Source organism: Orientia tsutsugamushi (genome assembly GCF_900327275.1).
GTDB lineage: Bacteria > Pseudomonadota > Alphaproteobacteria > Rickettsiales > Rickettsiaceae > Orientia > Orientia tsutsugamushi.
In genome coordinates, this window is record NZ_LS398548.1 from 2,227,792 (window position 1) to 2,245,325 (window position 17,534).

Genomic DNA, 17,534 nt, shown 5'->3' on the forward strand with positions numbered 1-17,534 from the left:
TTAAAACCTAATACCATGGGACCGATTGTTCCGTTAGAAAGTTGAATACATCTGCATTACCGCTTTTAGCAGCATAATCTATAGTAGTCATGCCGTTATCATCTTTTGCATCAATATCTGCTCCATAATCAATCAAAAGCTGTATAATATCTATGATTTTATTACGAACAGCAATATGTAGTAGCGTTTCTCCTTCATCATATTTTTTATTAATACCAGTAGAATTATGTTTTAGCATAATTGCTAAAGGTTCTACACATTTGCATTCAACAGCATCAGATAAAGGTGTATTACCTTGATTATTCTCGATATTTACATCAGCATTATATTGTAGCAGTAATGCTATATGATCATTGCAATAGGTAGGATATTTTTCGAAAAATTCATAATATACTTGAATTGTATCCACAACAAGATGTAAAGCGGTGTGCCCATCATTATCTTGTGCGTTTATGTTAGCTCCATTGCTTAGTAAAATCTCGGCAATAGGTAGATTCTTATATTTCAAAGCAACAGATAAAGCTGTAGTACCGTCTTTATATTTTGAATTGACAAGTGTACTATCCTTATTAATAAGCTGCTGTACTTTGCTTCTGAACAGCTTATTTATTAAGCTCTCACTATAAAAATCTATCATTGGCCACCTCTAAATGGTTATTAATAAATTATACCATAATTTAAACTTTTTGTATACTCCAATCCCAGATAAAAACTGGAAAAGAAGCAAATTAAATTATAAATTTTTTGAATTCAGTTATCACGATGCCAAAAAAAACTAATCTTGAGTTGCATATCTCTGGTGTTAATGAGTAAAATTTTGCTGTAATTTTTTTTTTGGACCAGCATTTTTTCATCTTATGCATAATCTAGCGTTTATTAACATTGCTGAGAGTTTTTAACAATATTGCCAAATTTAGAATACCTACTATTATAGTGCAACTTCACTGTACCAACTGGCTCATTACGGTGTTTAGCAACAATTATTTCAGCAGTGTTATAACATTTATTTTGTCTAGCTTTCCATTCTGTGTATTCTGGAGTACCTCGATCTGGTTCTGATCTAGACAAGTAATATTCGTCACGATATATAAGCATTACAATATCGGCGTCCTGTTCAATTGAGCCTGATTCTCGTAGATCTGAGAGAATAGGCTTTTTATCTGACCTTTGTTCTACAGCTCTAGACAATTGAGATAACGCAATGATTGAAATATTGAGCTCTTTAGCAAGAGCTTTTAAGCTCTGAGTAATTTCAGAAATCTCCTGTACTCGATTATACTGACTTCCTCTGGAATCAATTTTTATTAGCTGTAAATAATCAATAAATAATATTGCTAAATTATGAGTACGTTTAAGTCTACGAGCTCGAGATCTAATTGCAGATATCGAGATTGCTGGAGCATCATCTATAAAAAAATTCCACTTTTGTATTTCGTCTTGTACAGTCTTTAACTTATCAACATCTTGTTCACCTATTTTACCGTTAAATAATGCAGAGCTATTAATTTCTGATTCTATAGAAAGAATTCGAGTAGAGATTTGCTGAGATGACATTTCTAAAGAAAAGAATCCAACTGATGGCACTACATTATCTTTAGTATTTTTTTTAGTAAGAAAATATTTACAAGCATTTATTGCTAAGTTAACTCCTAAAGCAGTTTTACCCATTGATGGTCTGCCAGCTAATATTATTAGGTCAGAATTTTTAAATCCTCCAAGCTTTGAATCAAGGTCAAGTAGTCCACTACTAATACCGTTAATAGAGTTTTTATTTTTAATAGCAGATGAAATTGATGTCCATGATTCTTCAATTGAAGTTTGTAATTTTGTAAATCCTTTACTTAAAGTTCCCCTTGAACCTAGATCATATAATTGAGATTCAGCAGTTTCGATCTGACTTATAGCTAAATCTGCTAAAGTAGAAGAATACGCATTTGTTACTATTTTTTCTCCAATTTCAATTAAATAACACCTCAGCGCAAGATCATATACTATTTTGCCGTACTCATTAACATTAACTATACTTAATGCTAACGTTGTAAGTTTAGCTAGATAATCTACTCCACCTATTTCATCAAATGTGAGTTCATTGCCTAGCATATTTTTGAGCGAAATTACAGTAGCGCTAATTCCTTTACTAATAATGAGATTAATTGACTTGTATATTTTGCCATGTAATGGTTCATAAAAATGTTCCGGCAGTAAAAATTCGTTAATGTTATATAGCGCACGATTGTTAATCAGAATTGCTCCAAGTATCATTTGCTCTGCCTGAATATTACTTGGAGCAATCTTTGCAAGATCTTTTTCCATATCACCCTTTAAATTTTATTAAAATTACTAAACTTAACTAACTCAAAAGAAAATCCTTGAGCTTTAAAAGCGGACTCAAGATCTTTCAGATAGTTCTCTCTGATGTAACTATCTTCAAATTCTGTTTTTGCTTTGATGAATATTTTTTTGTTAATAATAAAGGTGAAATAATGTCAGTTAAAATTACTAAAGGCAATAAAAGCGATCTATCTGTAGCTTCAGTTATTTCTAAAGGCTTATCTGGTAAATTGTTTGGTGATAAAGCTTACATATCTAAAGAGTTATTTCATCAACTCTTCTCCAATGGTCTACGTTTATTTACTAATCTTCGTAAAGATATGAAAACATATTTATTGGACATAGATGATAAGCTTTTATTAAATAAACGTTCCTTAATTGAGTCTGTCTTTAATGTACTAAAAAAACACATGCATTTAGAGCATACTCGACATCGCTCTCATATTAACTTCTTTGTTCATATAATTGCTTCTCTTGCTAGTTATTCCATCTCCAAACTTAATCCCTATCTTATCTCTTCTTCTTTCTCTTCTAATCCCTTATCCTAAATTAGCGTTTGAGCTTTAAAAGCCGACTCAAGATCTTTCAGATAGTTCTCTCTGATGTAACTATCTTCAAATTCTGTTTTTGCTTTGATGAATATTTTTTTGTTAATAATAAATGTGAAATAATGGCAGCTAAAATTACTAAAGGTAATAAAAGCAATCTATCTGTAGCTTTAATTATTTCTAAAGAGTTTTTTGCTAAATTGTTTGGTGATAAAGCTTACATATCTAAATCATTATTTCATCAACTCTTCTCCAATGATCTACGTTTATTTACTAATCTTCGTAAAGATATGCAAACATATTTATTAGACATAGATGATAAGCTTTTATTAAATAAACGTTCCTTAATTGAATCCGTCTTTAATGTACTAAAAAAACATATGCATTTAGAGCATACTCGACGTCGCTCTCCTCTTAATTTCTTTGTTCATATAATTGCTTCTCTTTCTAGTTATTCTATCTCAAAACTTAGCCCAAATCTTATCTTCTCTTCTTTCTCTTCTAACTCCTTATCCTAATCTGACGTTATAAATGCTTATATAGTCATTTACAATGAAGTTTGAGTATAGAAAAAAGCGATAATAGCATCATAAGATTTACCAACAGGATATTTTATACGCAAACTTCATTGTAAATGACTATACACCTAGTTATTAATTCCTGTACTCTTTCGACTCAGTGTCATTAGCTTTCCAAAATCTCTCTTACATACTATCATAAGTTTAAATGCTACCTTGCTACATCTCTGTAGTCTATCTTTGAGCAACATCATGTTGCAGCACATCCTATCATAGTTAAACAATCATATATAGTCATGTACAATGAGGTTTGAGCATAGAAAGAAGCGATACAAATTAATAGAATCTGTTGGTTATAAAGTTATTTTTTTGCTACCTTATTCTCAAGATTTAAATCTGATAGAAAAGTTTTTGGCTAATATGAAGCGGTGGATTAGAAATCAAATTACTCAATTTAGTAAATTTTATGAATCTATTACCGCTTCTTTTTATGTTCAAACCTTATTGTACATGACTATATATCCTCCCATCGCACACAGGCAACATATATATGCGCTTTATGGCAAAAAAATCTATTCACAGTAGTTCTGTTCTATTATAAGTATTTCTTTCTATACTCCATGCCGTTCAAACATCTTTTTCTTAATTTCGCTAATTGCCTTTGCTGGGTTTAATCCTTTTGGGCAAGTTTTTGTACAATTCATAATAGTATGACATCTATACAGCTTAAAAGAATCTTCAAGTTGATCTAGCCTTTCTGATGTATGTTCATCCCTAGAATCAATAATCCAACGGTATGCTTGCAACAATACTGCAGGTCCTAGATATTTGTCCGCATTCCACCAATAACTCGGACAAGCTGTAGAACAACAAGCGCATAATATACACTCATATAGACCATCTAACTTATCCCTATCTTCTGGAGTTTGTAGCCTCTCACCACTAGTTATATCTATAGTTTCTGCTTTTAACCAAGGCTCTATCGATTGATATTGAGCATAAAAATGTGTCATATCAGATACTAAGTCCTTTATTACACTCATATGCGGTAATGGATATATTATAACATCACCTTTAATATCATTTATAGCCTTAATACAAGCTAACCCATTAGTACCATTAATATTCATTGAACAGCTGCCACAAATGCCTTCACGACACGATCTTCTAAAAGTCAATGTAGGATCAATCTCGTTTTTAATTTTAATTAATGCATCAAGCACCATAGGTCCGCAATTTTCCATATCAATTTCAAAGATATCTATACGAGGATTATCACCAGTATCAGGACTGTAACGATAAACACTTACTCTTTTTACTTTCTTAACGCTATCTTTGGCAGCATAGCGCTTACCTACTTTAACTTTTGAATTTGGTGGTAATCTAAATTCTACCATTTGCATGACTCATTTATTACTTACTAATCACTAGTTAATATACTCGCTTTTTAGGAACTATAGCTATCATTTCATCATCTTTTGGATCTAATACTACGTTCCTATAATCTATATCTACGTGGCCTTCTTCATCAATTGTGGCTAATGTATGTTTGAGCCAATTATCATCATCTCTATTAGGATAATCTTCTCGAGCATGGGCACCTCGGCTTTCTTGACGGTTAGCAGCGCAAAACATAGTTATTGCAGCTTGATATAATAAATTTTGTAATTCAATTGCCTCAACTAAATCAGTGTTCCAAATTAGTGAATGATCTGTTAATTTAATATCTGTTCTAGAATTAAAATTTTGTTTTATTATTTTCATACCTTCTGTTAACTTATCGTAGCTACGAAATACTCCAGCATAGTTTTGCATAGCACGTTGCATAGTTAATCTTAACTCAGCAATTGGCATATTACCATTTAAAAACCTTGTTTGATCAAATCTTTCTATAATAGCATCAACAATGTTATTGCCTAACGGTTGATGTTTTGTTGATATAGCAATAATTTCTTTTGCTTTATTCGCTGCAGCTCGACCAAAGATTATTAGATCAAGTAGAGAGTTGGATCCTAGTCTATTAGCTCCATGAACTGATACGCAAGCAGCTTCTCCAATCGCCATTAATCCAGGTACTATTTCCATATCACCATTTTCTGTTTTAGTTACTACCTGGCCATGATAATTGGTTGGTATACCACCCATATTATAATGTACAGTTGGAATTACTGGTATAGGCTGCTTTGTAACATCAACTCCAGCAAAGATCATTGCAGTTTCAGATATTCCAGGTAACCTTTGCTGTATCGTTTTACTATCAAGATGATTTAAATGCAAAAATATATGATCTTTATATATACCTACTCCGCGGCCAGCATTAATTTCCATAGTCATAGCCCTTGCAACTACATCTCGCGAAGCAAGATCTTTGGCTGATGGGGCGTATCTTTCCATGAAACGCTCACCTTCCGAGTTAACTAAGTACCCACCTTCTCCTCTGGCTCCTTCAGTGATTAAACATCCTGCGCCATAAATTCCTGTAGGATGAAATTGAACAAATTCCATATCTTGTAAAGCTATGCCAGCTCTAGCGCACATAGCATTTCCATCACCAGTACAACTGTGGGCTGATGTTGCTGAAAAGTAAGCCCTTCCATACCCTCCAGTTGCTAAGACTACTATATGTGATCTAAAGCAATGAATAGTACCATCGTCAAGGTTCCAAGCAACTATCCCCTTACAAGCTCCATTATCCATAATTAAATCAAGAGCTATATACTCAATAAAAAATTTAGCTTTATGTTTCAACGCTTGTTGATATAAAGTATGTAACATAGCATGACCAGTCCTATCAGCTGCTGCGCAGGTTCGTACAGCAGCCGCACCATCACCAAACTCAGTTGTCATCCCCCCAAAAGGTCTTTGATAAATTTTCCCATCTGCTGTGCGTGAAAATGGAACTCCATAATGCTCTAATTCAATAATAGCAGCTGGAGCTTCTTTGCACATATAAGCAATTGCATCTTGGTCTCCCAGCCAATCCGATCCCTTAATAGTATCATAGGCATGCCATTGCCACTTATCTGGTTGTATATTACCTAGCGCAGCACTAATACCACCTTGAGCTGCAACAGTATGACTACGAGTAGGAAACAATTTGGTAATACAAGCAGCACGGAGACCAGATTCAGCCATACCAACTATAGCCCTTAGTCCTGCTCCACCAGCTCCAACTACTACAACATCAAATTCATGATTTATAATTTTATAAGCCTTCACAATTTACTTTAAAATTAAATTAACATCAAATTTTGCAAACATCATATACTATTTAAAGTCTGTATTTCTTTTATTGGTGTATTAACTTAACTTGTTACTATTATTTTAAAATTGAATTTTTTCTAACTAATATGCCCAGCATAGTTATCAAACCTTATTATAGATTCATATCTTGTTAAACAGATAACATTATTTTAATAATTAATACATAATAATATTATAGATATGATTCCTGCAACTACAGTTACAAAGGTAAAACATTGTACTAAAACAATCAATAAATATCTTACTGAAAGATTATTGACATAATCTTCTATTATGACTTTTAGTCCTATTGAAGCATGGCAAAACATTGTAATCAATAATAAAATAATCATTAATACATTGTAAGGATACTTTACTAGCTCTACTAGCTCTACTGGAGATTTTTGAACTATTGCCTTACCAAAGAATACTAGCCATACTAATAATGGCAACATTAATATAGCACTAAGTCTCTGATACCACCAATGTTGCACACAATACTTATCAGTACTTAGACTCTTAATTGTATTTAAACTGTTTTGTAAATTTGGTGCTTTCATTTAAATTAATTGATTCACTGAAAACTAAAATTAAAAATTATTAATACACATATAGAATACAATTATAGACAAAGCAACTGCTATCCAACCTGAAATATTAATGTATTTAATAGAAAAACCGTATCCAGTATCCCATATTAAATGTCGAATACCTGTGCATAGATGAAAGCAAGTAGTAAATATAGTTAGATATATTAATGCTTGAAACCATAAGTTATAAAATATATCAACAATAACCCTATCAAAATCACTATATACACATAGAATTAACCACCAAGTAATAATGCTAGCTCCACCAAAAACCGCCATTCCACTCAAGCGGTGCAAAATTGATAATATCATACTCATTTGCATACGATAAATCGTAATATGTGGTGAAATAGGACGAGTATGTGAATTATTAAACTTATTCAATTTTATGCCATTAAACTTGTTGGTATTACTAATAATAAAAGATATACTTTACCTACTACTATAACCTGCATTACAGTATATATACTTCATCTTAACTATATTTTATAGCCAATAATACTAAAATACCACTAAAACTTATAAAGCTTTGAAATATTGAAGGTTTTTTATTAAAAATATACAAACTTTTTATAATTTCAATATTAATTAATATCAGGTTAGGATAAGAAAAAAGACGCAAAGGCATAGAATAAAAGTTATAGCAATAGCAAAAAAGCTAGTATACAGTGCATGGCCTTAGGCTAATAGCATGAATTTTAGGTAAGTACCTAGCTTCTTTAATAGATAAATTTGGAAATACTACTATCTTTATTTTTAAACTCTGGTTGTTAAATTTTTGTTCTACATAAAGTGTTGCTCTTCCACTATGTGATTTTCTTCCACGAAGCCACTGTACAACTTTACATAGATTCGTGGTTTTTTTCATTTGTAGTTTTAATTTTACGTAGTGCTCGATTTATAAACTTTAATGATATTGAAGGCATAATCACCCCACATAATATTAATGTATATATTATTATTAATATATATTACACTTACTTAAACATCTGATCTATATTATGCTTCTTTTTGATAGCAAATTTTTATACTAATTTGTTCATAATACATATAACTTGAAAATCATTTATCAATCTTAAGTTGTATATATTTTTCGATCATTAGATTAACCTCTAGATTGAAAACTGGCCCCCAATTTCCTAAATTTTTTTTTCAACATATTTTCAACCTTTTGCTTTAATTTTTTTGTTATATTGACAAATATTGCAAATATATTTATAGTTAAAATTGAAGATTGATTATAAATATTAATAAAAGTTAACATAAGTTAATAGTAGGTTCTATAAAGTGTAGAAGTTAACAAAAATTAATATTTTTTTCTTTATATTTGATATGTCTTTGCACATTTCCTATAGACATGTTATTATTAACATTATCTTGATTTACAATTTCTAATTCACTAAACCATATTTTATCAATAGCCTGCTTATATTCGTAATGTTGAAGTATGTATTTTCGTACTTTGAACAATATAGAGTTAGAACCTAGCTCTTTACTAAGTTCTGAAAGGTAATCTTCATCACTTATTTGTTGCTGTAAAACTGTTGTTTTTTGATACTCCGTTGTGCTATTGGTAACTTGTTTTGATTCATCAAATGGTATAACTTGTAACTGCTCAATATCGTTGCCATGGACAGCTCGTACCTCCTGTAGTATCTTGAATTTAATATGATCTGACAGTGTAATATTCTTAATCAACTTGATGTAATATTTGTTTTTAACCGCTGCCCCAAAATCACAAGATGTTAAAATTTGATAAGCCATATCTGCTTCAAAGACTCCAGCTATTTTACGCTTCAACTGAGCCTTCATACTACGATCTGTACCAGATTCAATATTTGCTAGATACTGTTCTTTAAATCTTCCTACATCATTAAATCTAAAATTTCCACTATTAGCCTGATCAGTAGTTAGTAATTCATTTGCTAACGCTTTTGCCATATAGTTTAGCACTGCTATCTTATTTACAAAATGACGGTTTGGATATTTATTTGATAACTTCAACAGTAATTGATTTATGAAGTATATGTTGAAGCTTCTACTAGACATACGTTGTAGTATAACTGCATCTTCTAGTGTTAGTGGATAATAATCTGCTAGTCTTTTTCTTTTGGGATAGCATTCATTCTTTTCAACCTCTGAATCCTTACTAATAACTTGAGTTACTAACTCACTATTTTGCTCATAATCCTTGTTTGATGGCTTTTTATTACTAACATCACTAAGCTCATGGAAATTCAAATTCTGTTGTTGCTGTTGATCTTCTTTTTCATTTCCTACTAACTCAATTTCTATAAAATCATCAGATTCCGTATATTTAGACTTCAAATTTTGCTGTTGATCTTCATTTTTATTTTGATCATTTTCTACTAACTTATCTTCAGTAGATCTAGATCTATTATTATTTTTTTTATTATTATATCTATATATGTACCTGATTGGTACAATTAATGTTTAAAACTACTTAAGTTATTATAAGCCTTTCAGAGTGTTAAATTTTGAGTATAGCTACTAAATCGCTATATTTACGCGGTATAAAAACGTGGTTTTGATAGCAAAAATCGCCTGAACCACCTGCCATATCTGACATTTTTGGAGGTTAGAAATGGCGCAAAATTTGCGTAATTTTGCAAGCAAAAATTGCAAAATTGCTAATAACAATGGTAGCAATAATGCAACTGTCTTTTATCGTTTTATTGGAAATTTTGTTCCAGCAGAATGGAAAGATCTGATTGGAGATAATGGAAAAGCATTAAGCAAGACACCTAAACAGCTTTTATCATAGATAGTATATAAACTACAGATCTATTACAATAATGATATAGAGGAATTACAAGACAGTTATTACTCTTTTGAAAAGGAGTTGCAGGTTTGTCAACGCAGGGTTAGGCAATGCTTAGTTGAACTACAAAAAGCCGGTTTCATTGAAGTTGAAAATAGGGCAATAATTAAAAACAATTTTAAGTTGCGTAATGTTCCATGTATAAAACTTCTAAAAAATTTTCAGCGTTTCACTGAAAAAGAAACAAAAGGAGAAAAAATTATTGATCTAACCCAAAAAATTTTTCGCTACAACCTGAAAAAAGTTTCAGGTACAAATCAGTTTTATTACTCTACATAACACATAGCTAGGTCATCTTTTACCTAATGTTTCCAGTACTATTGCTCCTAGCTTTACTTGTTATAGCTGTGCTCAAATTTTCGCTTATAGACTCAGAACTTGCTCTACATTCTGACAACGCGCTATCAGACAGATGTCTCTTTAAAGATCTAGTAATTTCTGGATAAGAAGATATCAACTTTTCAACTTTGCGATTTTGACCAGTTAAATATCCTACAACATTAGATACCGTGTTCTTAAAACTTTCCCAAGCTCCATACCATCCTTTTTTATTATTATACTGAGAGACTAATTTCTTTACCATAGCAGACGTATTTTTTTTAAGTGTTGCTTTTTCCTTTTTGTTTTTATCATTACATAATGGCAATAGTATTGATGTCACTTCTTCTTCAACGGCTTTTTGTACATTTTTATCATAAATATTACCCTGTTGCTCAGAAAAGAACATATCTAAACATTTACCAGCAAATTTTTCTCTTAGTATAGGATCAACTTCAACTTTACAAAAGTGATTTACAGCTTTCTGTAGTGTTAATGGCTGTGACTCATGTAATGAACTACTATCTACTACACCAGATCTAGCTCTTTTTACAATATCAAGTATATCCTCCATTATAACTTCATTAGCGATACTCTGAATATCTAGCTCTGTTTTTAAAGACTTATTGTCACTATTTTGACAATATACTTCTTTTATTATAGAGTTTAAAGCATTATCTAATCCTACTGTTTCTGTAATATTACGCCAACCTCTAGCAAATTTTGTATCTAAAGTTTCTTGGCTTAACTGAGCGCTTATATCTTTTTTTGCATATTGAGAACATATCATATTCAAAGATCCTGATACAAAATCTTTTTTAACATTATCTATTTCTTCTCTAGCATAAGATCTTGTAACTTTTAATCCTTCAGGAACATCTAAAACACTAACTGCTGGATCAAATTTATGCATATTGATCAAAATTTGAGGTGCTGATGAACAACCAGGTATAAACTTATCACCAGTCATATTAGAAATATCAACTGATATTGTACTGTCAAAACAAGGAACTCTTTCTTCATGAATATTTTGCGACTCAGCAAATGTACTAAAATACCTACTATGAACCTTGGTACCATTCGATGCATCGATTAAAATATCACATCTTCCACCACCATCAAATATCATACCAGTAGAATTTGAAGAAAACTTACGACCACCATAGATTGCGGTATTTCCTGAGCGAAAAGTACCTTGCTGCCAAGATGCCATTAAAAACTCTCTCTGCTCATTAGATAAAGCAAGATCCTGTGACTCTTGTAACTCTTGCAAAGTAATTTCTTTTACTACACCATCTGGTCCCTTATATAAAATCTCTGCACGATTAAAATCACGTTTTGATTGTGCAGTCCCGCTATTTTTATAGTTATCAATTGCACAAAGTACTCCTTGTTTAAAGCTATTCAAGTTTCGCTCATACTTGTTAAACTCTAATAATGCTTGTGCCGAACACTTTGCAGGCTGCAACATATCATCAGATAATTCTGAACATTTGTTAATAAAATTTTTATATTCAACTGATCTTTCTTCAGGTTTTTTATCAACCTCATTATAAAACTCATCTTTAAACTCTGGAAGTATACCACGTACACTTGGTAACTTAGATAAATTAGCCAAATCGCTTAATAGTTGTTTAGCATGTTTGTTTTCTAATTCATTCAATTGTAATTGAGGGCTAGCCTGTAAATCATCATATAAACCTTTTAATCCAGGTGTATGAACCTGCCACTCCAATGCTAAATAATCTGCTATTGGATCTGGATTAGGACTATTAGCAACATAAGATTTAAGATCAGATACATTCAGGGTTACATCTCTTGACATTAATTTATCAATATCAGCTGCTACAGCTTGTTCAAATGCAGTTAAGTTTTCAGGAGTTAAGTTTTTTAAAGAATCATCATCTAGATATTCTATATCACTTGAATTTGCAAAAAATTTCAAAGCATTAGAATATAAAATATTCTGAAATGGATGATGTTTATCATTTGCTTTTAATAAAGAATAACTATCATCAGGCAATTTGACAAAAGGACTTATTTTTTCCATGAAACTTTCAGACTCAGAACCTAAAAAAGGAATGACACGCAATGCATCCTCTTTAATTCTTTTATTAATTAATTCTTTTATTTCGTTATCATCGAATAATTTAGCCTCTAAACTTGCACGCTCAAACTTAAGTTTTGATTCTATATTAACTACTTCTTCCTCGCTAACTTTTTGATCTCGTAATTTTTGAGTCATTTTACTTACTGCGCGTTCTACCTCAGCTAAACTAACCGCTCCTTTTTCTTGAGAATTTAGTAAAACAGATGCACTTTCTTGCCAATTTTTACTTGTATGATCAATTCTTCCATTTTCATTTTTAACTATTTGCATTAGTTCTTGGACAAGACGTCCTTTAAAGAATTTTAACTCAGTTTCTAGATTAGATGTAACTTTTTTGACAAGACGTTCTTTAAGAATTTTTAACTCAGTTTCTAGATTAGATTTAACTTCTTTAAGTTCAGCTAACTCATCTATTTTTGATAAATCTTTACCTGATTCGACTGCTTCTTTATTCGGTGAAACAGCATCGATAGTTACAGCTGCCTCCTTTAACATCAAATTATTAATACCAGTTGTAACTGCTGCTTCGAAAGCTTTTAAATTATCAGAAGTTATTTGATTGTAAGCACTAGTATTAAGATATACTGCATTGCTTTGAGGAGAAAAGAATTTTACTGCATTAGCACCTACAATATTACAAAATGGGTGACGTTTTTCCTTTTGCTTTAGCAATGAATAGCTATTATCTGGCAATTTTACAAAATGAGCTAAATGTTTTTTAAAATTTGCACGTTCTACTGCATTTCCAAAAAAAGGAATAGCCTGCAAAATTTCCTCCTTGATTTTTTGATTAACTAAACTTTTTACGTCTTCAGTATTAGATAATTTAGCTTCTAAAACAGCCCGATTAGCCTTCAATTGTAATTCTATAGCACTTACTCTTTCTTCATTAACTTTTTCTTTTCTTAGTTGCTGAATCATCTTATTAAAATTTTGCTCTATAGTAGCTAAACTAGTTGTCTCCTTTGATTGAGAATTTAATAGAGATGATACTTCCTCTTGAAAATTTGAACTATTACAGTCAATTTCACCATTACTGTTTTTAACTATTTGCATCAACTGACTAGCAATATGTTCGTTAATATATTTTAGTTGAGCTTCAAGACTTTCTTCAACTTCATTTATCTTAGGTACATATAATTCTTCTTTACTACTCACTTCAGCACTAGCATTGCTTGCTTGTAAATTTGCTGTACTTTTATTAAATTTTTCATTTAACAAAACATTAGCTTGCTGCTGCACAAAATGTGTACCAGCCAACATTCTTGTTAAACTTTCTTTAGTTAAAGATTTATTTTCTTTAATATGATTATCTAATAAATTATTAAGTAGTTGTTGCTTTTCTTGTACAGACAAAATTTTATTATCAAAAATCCTATCTACTAAGATACCTTCAGTAATTCTGTTATTATTCTCCAATAATGTATCTGCAAGAGCTGCAGCAGCACTAGTTATCATTCTATTTTCAGAAAGAAAATTTACCTGTGATTGTCTAATGTTTTGCGCTTGTTGCTTGGCTTCTTCGGTACTAAGTATAGGTTGCCCTTGAGACATTTTAATTAAATTATCTACAACAAATGGACCACAATCATAGACATTAGTTTGCTGAACTGTTTGTAAATCATTGATTTTGGCACCATGGCATAGCTCTTTTATGCAGTTTATAAGTGTAACTTTATCATCTATTGGTATACCAAGTGGATCATTATATGAAATAACAATATCATCATTCATACCTTTCTTAATTGCCATTGCTACCCAATGATTATTACCAGTATGTAGTGGTATAACTGCTTTTTCCTGCACACCACTAAAAATATCAGATAAGACTTGATGTAAAGTCTGCTTAAGCAGCATACTTTCATTTAGCGCAACATGCTGTATTATACTAATCCTGTCATCTAAACCTAAATAATGCTTTAACAGCTGATTAATATCATCTTCAGTATATAAATATTTAGGATTGGATAAATCTTGATCATTGGCCATAACAATTTTACTCCTAGTAAAATAACATATTTATTGTAAATCTATAGCTAATAATTTAAATAAACATATATATTTAATTATATTCACTATGTAAATAGTAATCAAAGTTTCTAGATACTGTCAACAAGAATAAGGCAGAAAACTAAATAAGAAGTTTATAAAAGCTTTACGTAGATCTGAATTACAAGTTCTAGAGATTCTACTAACACCACACACAGTACTACAGGATTGGCTGTGCTTAGGATCAAGACCTACAAAAGTTACAACTTATTTAGCAGAATTAAATTTTTCAATATTAGCTAAAAAAGCAAGAACTATAGTTTATGTTTTTGATTCTACACCTGGTATTTATGCAAGTAATGCAGCTTTATCGAAAAGATATTTAGTTATTCTTAAATATGATCATTAATCATCTGTTCTATTTCTTTATTTTTTTTATAAAATTATTATTTCTTTTCTTGGTTTTTAACACGGTATCTCTAACTCTAGTTATTCCAATAATAGACTTGCGGCACTGTACTTGTTTTATCAAATCTATTTGGTAGGACTAATTTAGCGAAAAATGCATTAATTATTTCTTTTATTTTTTCATGAAGCATCTCTAATTCTGGAATAATAAAATGTTTGACCAGCACTGTTCAAAACTGAGTATTTAAATTTACAGCCTTAACACCTAATCCTTTATTTAAAGATTTCTTAATAAAAATGTTATTGACATGTTAAAACATCTCAAAATAATCTCTTAAAGGTATCGAAACAGGTATAAAAGTTTAGATTTGTATTTATACCTTATTGCTTACATTTGTAACTTTGAATCTAACGCTAGTTTGGAAAGATATCTAATATAAATTTATTTTGATTTATTAAAATAACGTAATATTATTTATATATTATTAATAAGGTTGTAGTTTATGCTAGAAAGGAATTTTATAGTACTAGCTAGTCAAGCCATTAGTCAAATTGCTGATAGTATCATATTGCAAGACTTGGATGGGATAATTGATGTCAACTTCATTGATGAAATGATTTTATATATCACTATATCAACTAAGCAATTTGTTATTACTGGTCACACATTTGCTCGTCAAATATGGTTAGTATCTCCAATAAGCGGACCTCATCATTTTAGTTATATTGACAATAAGTGGCTTAATCGTGATAAGCAAGATATATGGCCTTTACTACAAACAGAAATCAATCAACTTACAGGTTTTAATATTCATTTAAATGCATCTAATGAGTAATTATAAAATATTACATTTATTCCTTAAATATCTTCAACCTTATAGATTTAAAATTTTTATTGTATTAATATCTTTAATTATGGTTTCTGGATCATTGCTTTATGTAGGCAGTGCAATTAAACTTTTAATAGATCATAATTGTAGTTGTGTTAATATAATTATGGCTCAAATCAGCATTACAATTGTAATATTCAGTATATTTAGCTTTCTTAGATCTTTCACAATTAATAGTATTAGTGAAAATTTAATATTAGATATTAGATCAGACTTATTTAAGCATTTGCTAAAACTAAGAATTAGCACTTTTGCTAAGTTAAAAGTTACAGACATTAATAATAGACTTTTATCAAATATTAATAATATTGGAGAACTTATTAACAATTTATTCTCGTTCATTCTTAGAAACAGTATTATGTTTCTTGGAAGCTTAATGCTAATGTTTGCGCAAAGTAATAAGTTTACCTATTTAGTAATAATAATGTTTATCACTATAGCATTGCCAATGATAAAAATAGGGCATTATATTCGCACTTTAGCCCATATTACTCAATTTGAGCTATTAAAAATTCATTCTAAGATTGATGAATCATTTAATAATATCAAATTAATATATGCTTTTAATCAGCAATCACATCAAGTTGATACACTTAATACAATTCAACGAGAATATTTTGTTGAGTTTAAACGTAAAATAAAGTTAAGATCAATGTTCTTTGCACTAACAATGGCGTTAGTTATTAGTGCTGTTACTTTTATTATTTGGCTTGGTAGCAATGATATAGCTGTTGGAGTTATGTCATCTGGAGACTTAACGTCATTCCTTTATTATGCAATTGTTGCAGTAGCGAGTTTAGGAGGCATTATCGAATCATTTGCAAAATTTCCTGGATACTTTATGGCTGCAGAAAAAGTTTTTAGCTTATTTGAGATTGATAGTGTTGAAAGTAATTTATCAACCAACGATCTCCATAATGGAGTTATTAAATTTAACAACGTCAGTTTTTCCTATCCATCAAGGCCAAATATTGCAATACTATCCAATTGTAGTTTGTCAATTGCTCCTGGTCAATTTGTTGGCATAGTTGGTAAATCTGGTGCTGGTAAAAGTACAATATTACAACTATTAATTAAGTTTTATGATCCTACAACAGGCACTATTCAAATAAATAATGTAGATATTAGTTCAGTTCACTTGCCTCAACTGCGAAAAAATTTCAGTTACATTCCACAAGAGACTTATATTTTTTCAGATACAATAAAAAATAATATTCTTTTCTCAAATCAACATGCAAGTAGTGAGGATATTGCATATGCTATACAAGTAGCACTGCTTGATGAGTTTTTAACGAAAATGCCAGATGGTTTGAATAGCTTTATCGGAGAAAAAGGAAATATGCTGTCAGGTGGCCAAAAACAAAGATTAGCAATTGCTCGAGGATTAATTACTAAAGCTCCTGTAATGCTTTTAGATGAGGCTACTAATGCTATTGACAGTAAAACTGAAAAGATAATTTTAAATAATCTTCGTAGTATTTCTCCACAAAAAACAATAATTGTTGTTACACACAGAATTAGTGCTATAGAGCAAGCAGATAATATTATAGTACTAGACAATGGAAAAGTTAATGCTCAAGGCAATCATGCTGAGTTAATGCAGCATTGCCAGCTATATCAAGAACTCATAAGAAGAAGAACTAACTCTTCTAATTGTAAAGCATAATAGCAGTGTTAACAAACTTATAGAGTAGAACAGGTTCAATAGGAATTGAACTTAAAGATGCTTGAGCCATATGATACCAAA

The 17,534-nt window shown here is 30.6% G+C and carries 12 protein-coding genes and 5 pseudogenes; 6 read left to right on the top strand and 11 right to left on the bottom strand.

Annotation, left to right across the window (positions count from 1 at the left end; genetic code table 11):
• Window positions 1–7 precede the first annotated feature (7 nt).
• The 3 genes and pseudogenes from DK405_RS11545 to DK405_RS16330 form a co-directional block, all read right to left on the bottom strand.
• On the bottom strand, window positions 8–637 hold the full coding sequence (locus DK405_RS11545) for an ankyrin repeat domain-containing protein (protein WP_109510530.1): 630 nt from the start codon (window positions 635–637) through the stop codon (window positions 8–10).
• Between the two features lie 239 nt (window positions 638–876).
• Complete coding sequence (locus DK405_RS11550) at window positions 877–2,313, bottom strand: replicative DNA helicase (RefSeq protein ID WP_109510723.1); 1,437 nt, start codon at window positions 2,311–2,313, stop codon at window positions 877–879.
• Between the two features lie 8 nt (window positions 2,314–2,321).
• Window positions 2,322–2,468: pseudogene (locus DK405_RS16330) on the bottom strand (DnaA N-terminal domain-containing protein); the annotation flags it as partial.
• Here DK405_RS16330 and DK405_RS11555 point away from each other — a divergent pair.
• Window positions 2,463–2,879, top strand: a pseudogene (locus DK405_RS11555) (transposase); the annotation flags it as partial. The pseudogenes DK405_RS16330 and DK405_RS11555 overlap by 6 nt on opposite strands.
• Here DK405_RS11555 and DK405_RS16335 read toward each other — a convergent pair.
• Window positions 2,876–2,986: pseudogene (locus tag DK405_RS16335) on the bottom strand (DnaA N-terminal domain-containing protein); the annotation flags it as partial. The pseudogenes DK405_RS11555 and DK405_RS16335 overlap by 4 nt on opposite strands.
• Here DK405_RS16335 and DK405_RS11560 point away from each other — a divergent pair.
• Window positions 2,981–3,397: pseudogene (locus DK405_RS11560) on the top strand (transposase); the annotation flags it as partial. The pseudogenes DK405_RS16335 and DK405_RS11560 overlap by 6 nt on opposite strands.
• 611 nt (window positions 3,398–4,008) lie before the next feature.
• On the opposite strand, the gene DK405_RS11570 reads toward DK405_RS11560, so the two are convergent.
• The 5 genes from DK405_RS11570 to DK405_RS11600 all read right to left on the bottom strand — a co-directional run bounded on the left by DK405_RS11570 (window position 4,009) and on the right by DK405_RS11600 (window position 9,558).
• Complete coding sequence (locus tag DK405_RS11570) at window positions 4,009–4,794, bottom strand: succinate dehydrogenase iron-sulfur subunit (protein ID WP_012462330.1); 786 nt, start codon at window positions 4,792–4,794, stop codon at window positions 4,009–4,011.
• A 34-nt stretch (window positions 4,795–4,828) separates the two neighbouring features.
• Window positions 4,829–6,619 carry a succinate dehydrogenase flavoprotein subunit gene (gene sdhA, locus DK405_RS11575; RefSeq protein WP_045912855.1) on the bottom strand — a complete coding sequence of 597 codons (1,791 nt, stop codon included), beginning with the start codon at window positions 6,617–6,619 and terminating at the stop codon, window positions 4,829–4,831.
• 191 nt (window positions 6,620–6,810) lie between these two features.
• Complete coding sequence (sdhD, locus tag DK405_RS11580; RefSeq protein WP_045912856.1) at window positions 6,811–7,200, bottom strand: succinate dehydrogenase, hydrophobic membrane anchor protein; 390 nt, start codon at window positions 7,198–7,200, stop codon at window positions 6,811–6,813.
• A 30-nt stretch (window positions 7,201–7,230) separates the two neighbouring features.
• Entirely contained in the window at window positions 7,231–7,614 is a 384-nt protein-coding gene (gene sdhC / locus DK405_RS11585; protein ID WP_052691728.1) for a succinate dehydrogenase, cytochrome b556 subunit, read from the bottom strand.
• Window positions 7,615–8,526: 912 nt separating this feature from the next.
• Window positions 8,527–9,558, bottom strand: coding sequence for a hypothetical protein (locus tag DK405_RS11600; protein WP_231967835.1), 1,032 nt, complete (start codon window positions 9,556–9,558; stop codon window positions 8,527–8,529).
• Between the two features lie 277 nt (window positions 9,559–9,835).
• On the opposite strand from DK405_RS11600, the gene DK405_RS14745 reads away from it, so the two are divergent.
• Both DK405_RS14745 and DK405_RS14750 read left to right on the top strand, forming a co-directional pair.
• Complete coding sequence (locus tag DK405_RS14745) at window positions 9,836–10,015, top strand: hypothetical protein (RefSeq protein ID WP_045912458.1); 180 nt, start codon at window positions 9,836–9,838, stop codon at window positions 10,013–10,015.
• A gap of 78 nt (window positions 10,016–10,093) precedes the next feature.
• Window positions 10,094–10,351: a hypothetical protein gene (locus DK405_RS14750; RefSeq protein ID WP_064612850.1), complete on the top strand. Its 258-nt coding sequence runs from the start codon at window positions 10,094–10,096 to the stop codon at window positions 10,349–10,351.
• A gap of 19 nt (window positions 10,352–10,370) precedes the next feature.
• Here DK405_RS14750 and DK405_RS11610 read toward each other — a convergent pair whose 3' ends face one another.
• Together DK405_RS11610 and DK405_RS14755 are read right to left on the bottom strand one after the other, a co-directional pair.
• Window positions 10,371–14,306 (bottom strand): Ulp1 family isopeptidase, encoded by a 3,936-nt coding sequence (locus DK405_RS11610; RefSeq protein ID WP_231967837.1) that lies wholly within the window; start codon window positions 14,304–14,306, stop codon window positions 10,371–10,373.
• A gap of 306 nt (window positions 14,307–14,612) precedes the next feature.
• Window positions 14,613–14,917: pseudogene (locus DK405_RS14755) on the bottom strand (transposase); the annotation flags it as partial.
• Window positions 14,918–15,400: 483 nt separating this feature from the next.
• On the opposite strand from DK405_RS14755, the gene cyaY reads away from it, so the two are divergent.
• Window positions 15,401–15,733, top strand: a complete 333-nt coding sequence (gene cyaY / locus DK405_RS11620) for an iron donor protein CyaY (RefSeq protein ID WP_045912455.1) — start codon at window positions 15,401–15,403, stop codon at window positions 15,731–15,733.
• Window positions 15,726–17,453 (top strand): ABC transporter ATP-binding protein, encoded by a 1,728-nt coding sequence (locus tag DK405_RS11625; RefSeq protein ID WP_231967839.1) that lies wholly within the window; start codon window positions 15,726–15,728, stop codon window positions 17,451–17,453. The genes cyaY and DK405_RS11625 overlap by 8 nt, the downstream gene beginning before the upstream one ends.
• Window positions 17,454–17,534: the final 81 nt, after the last annotated feature.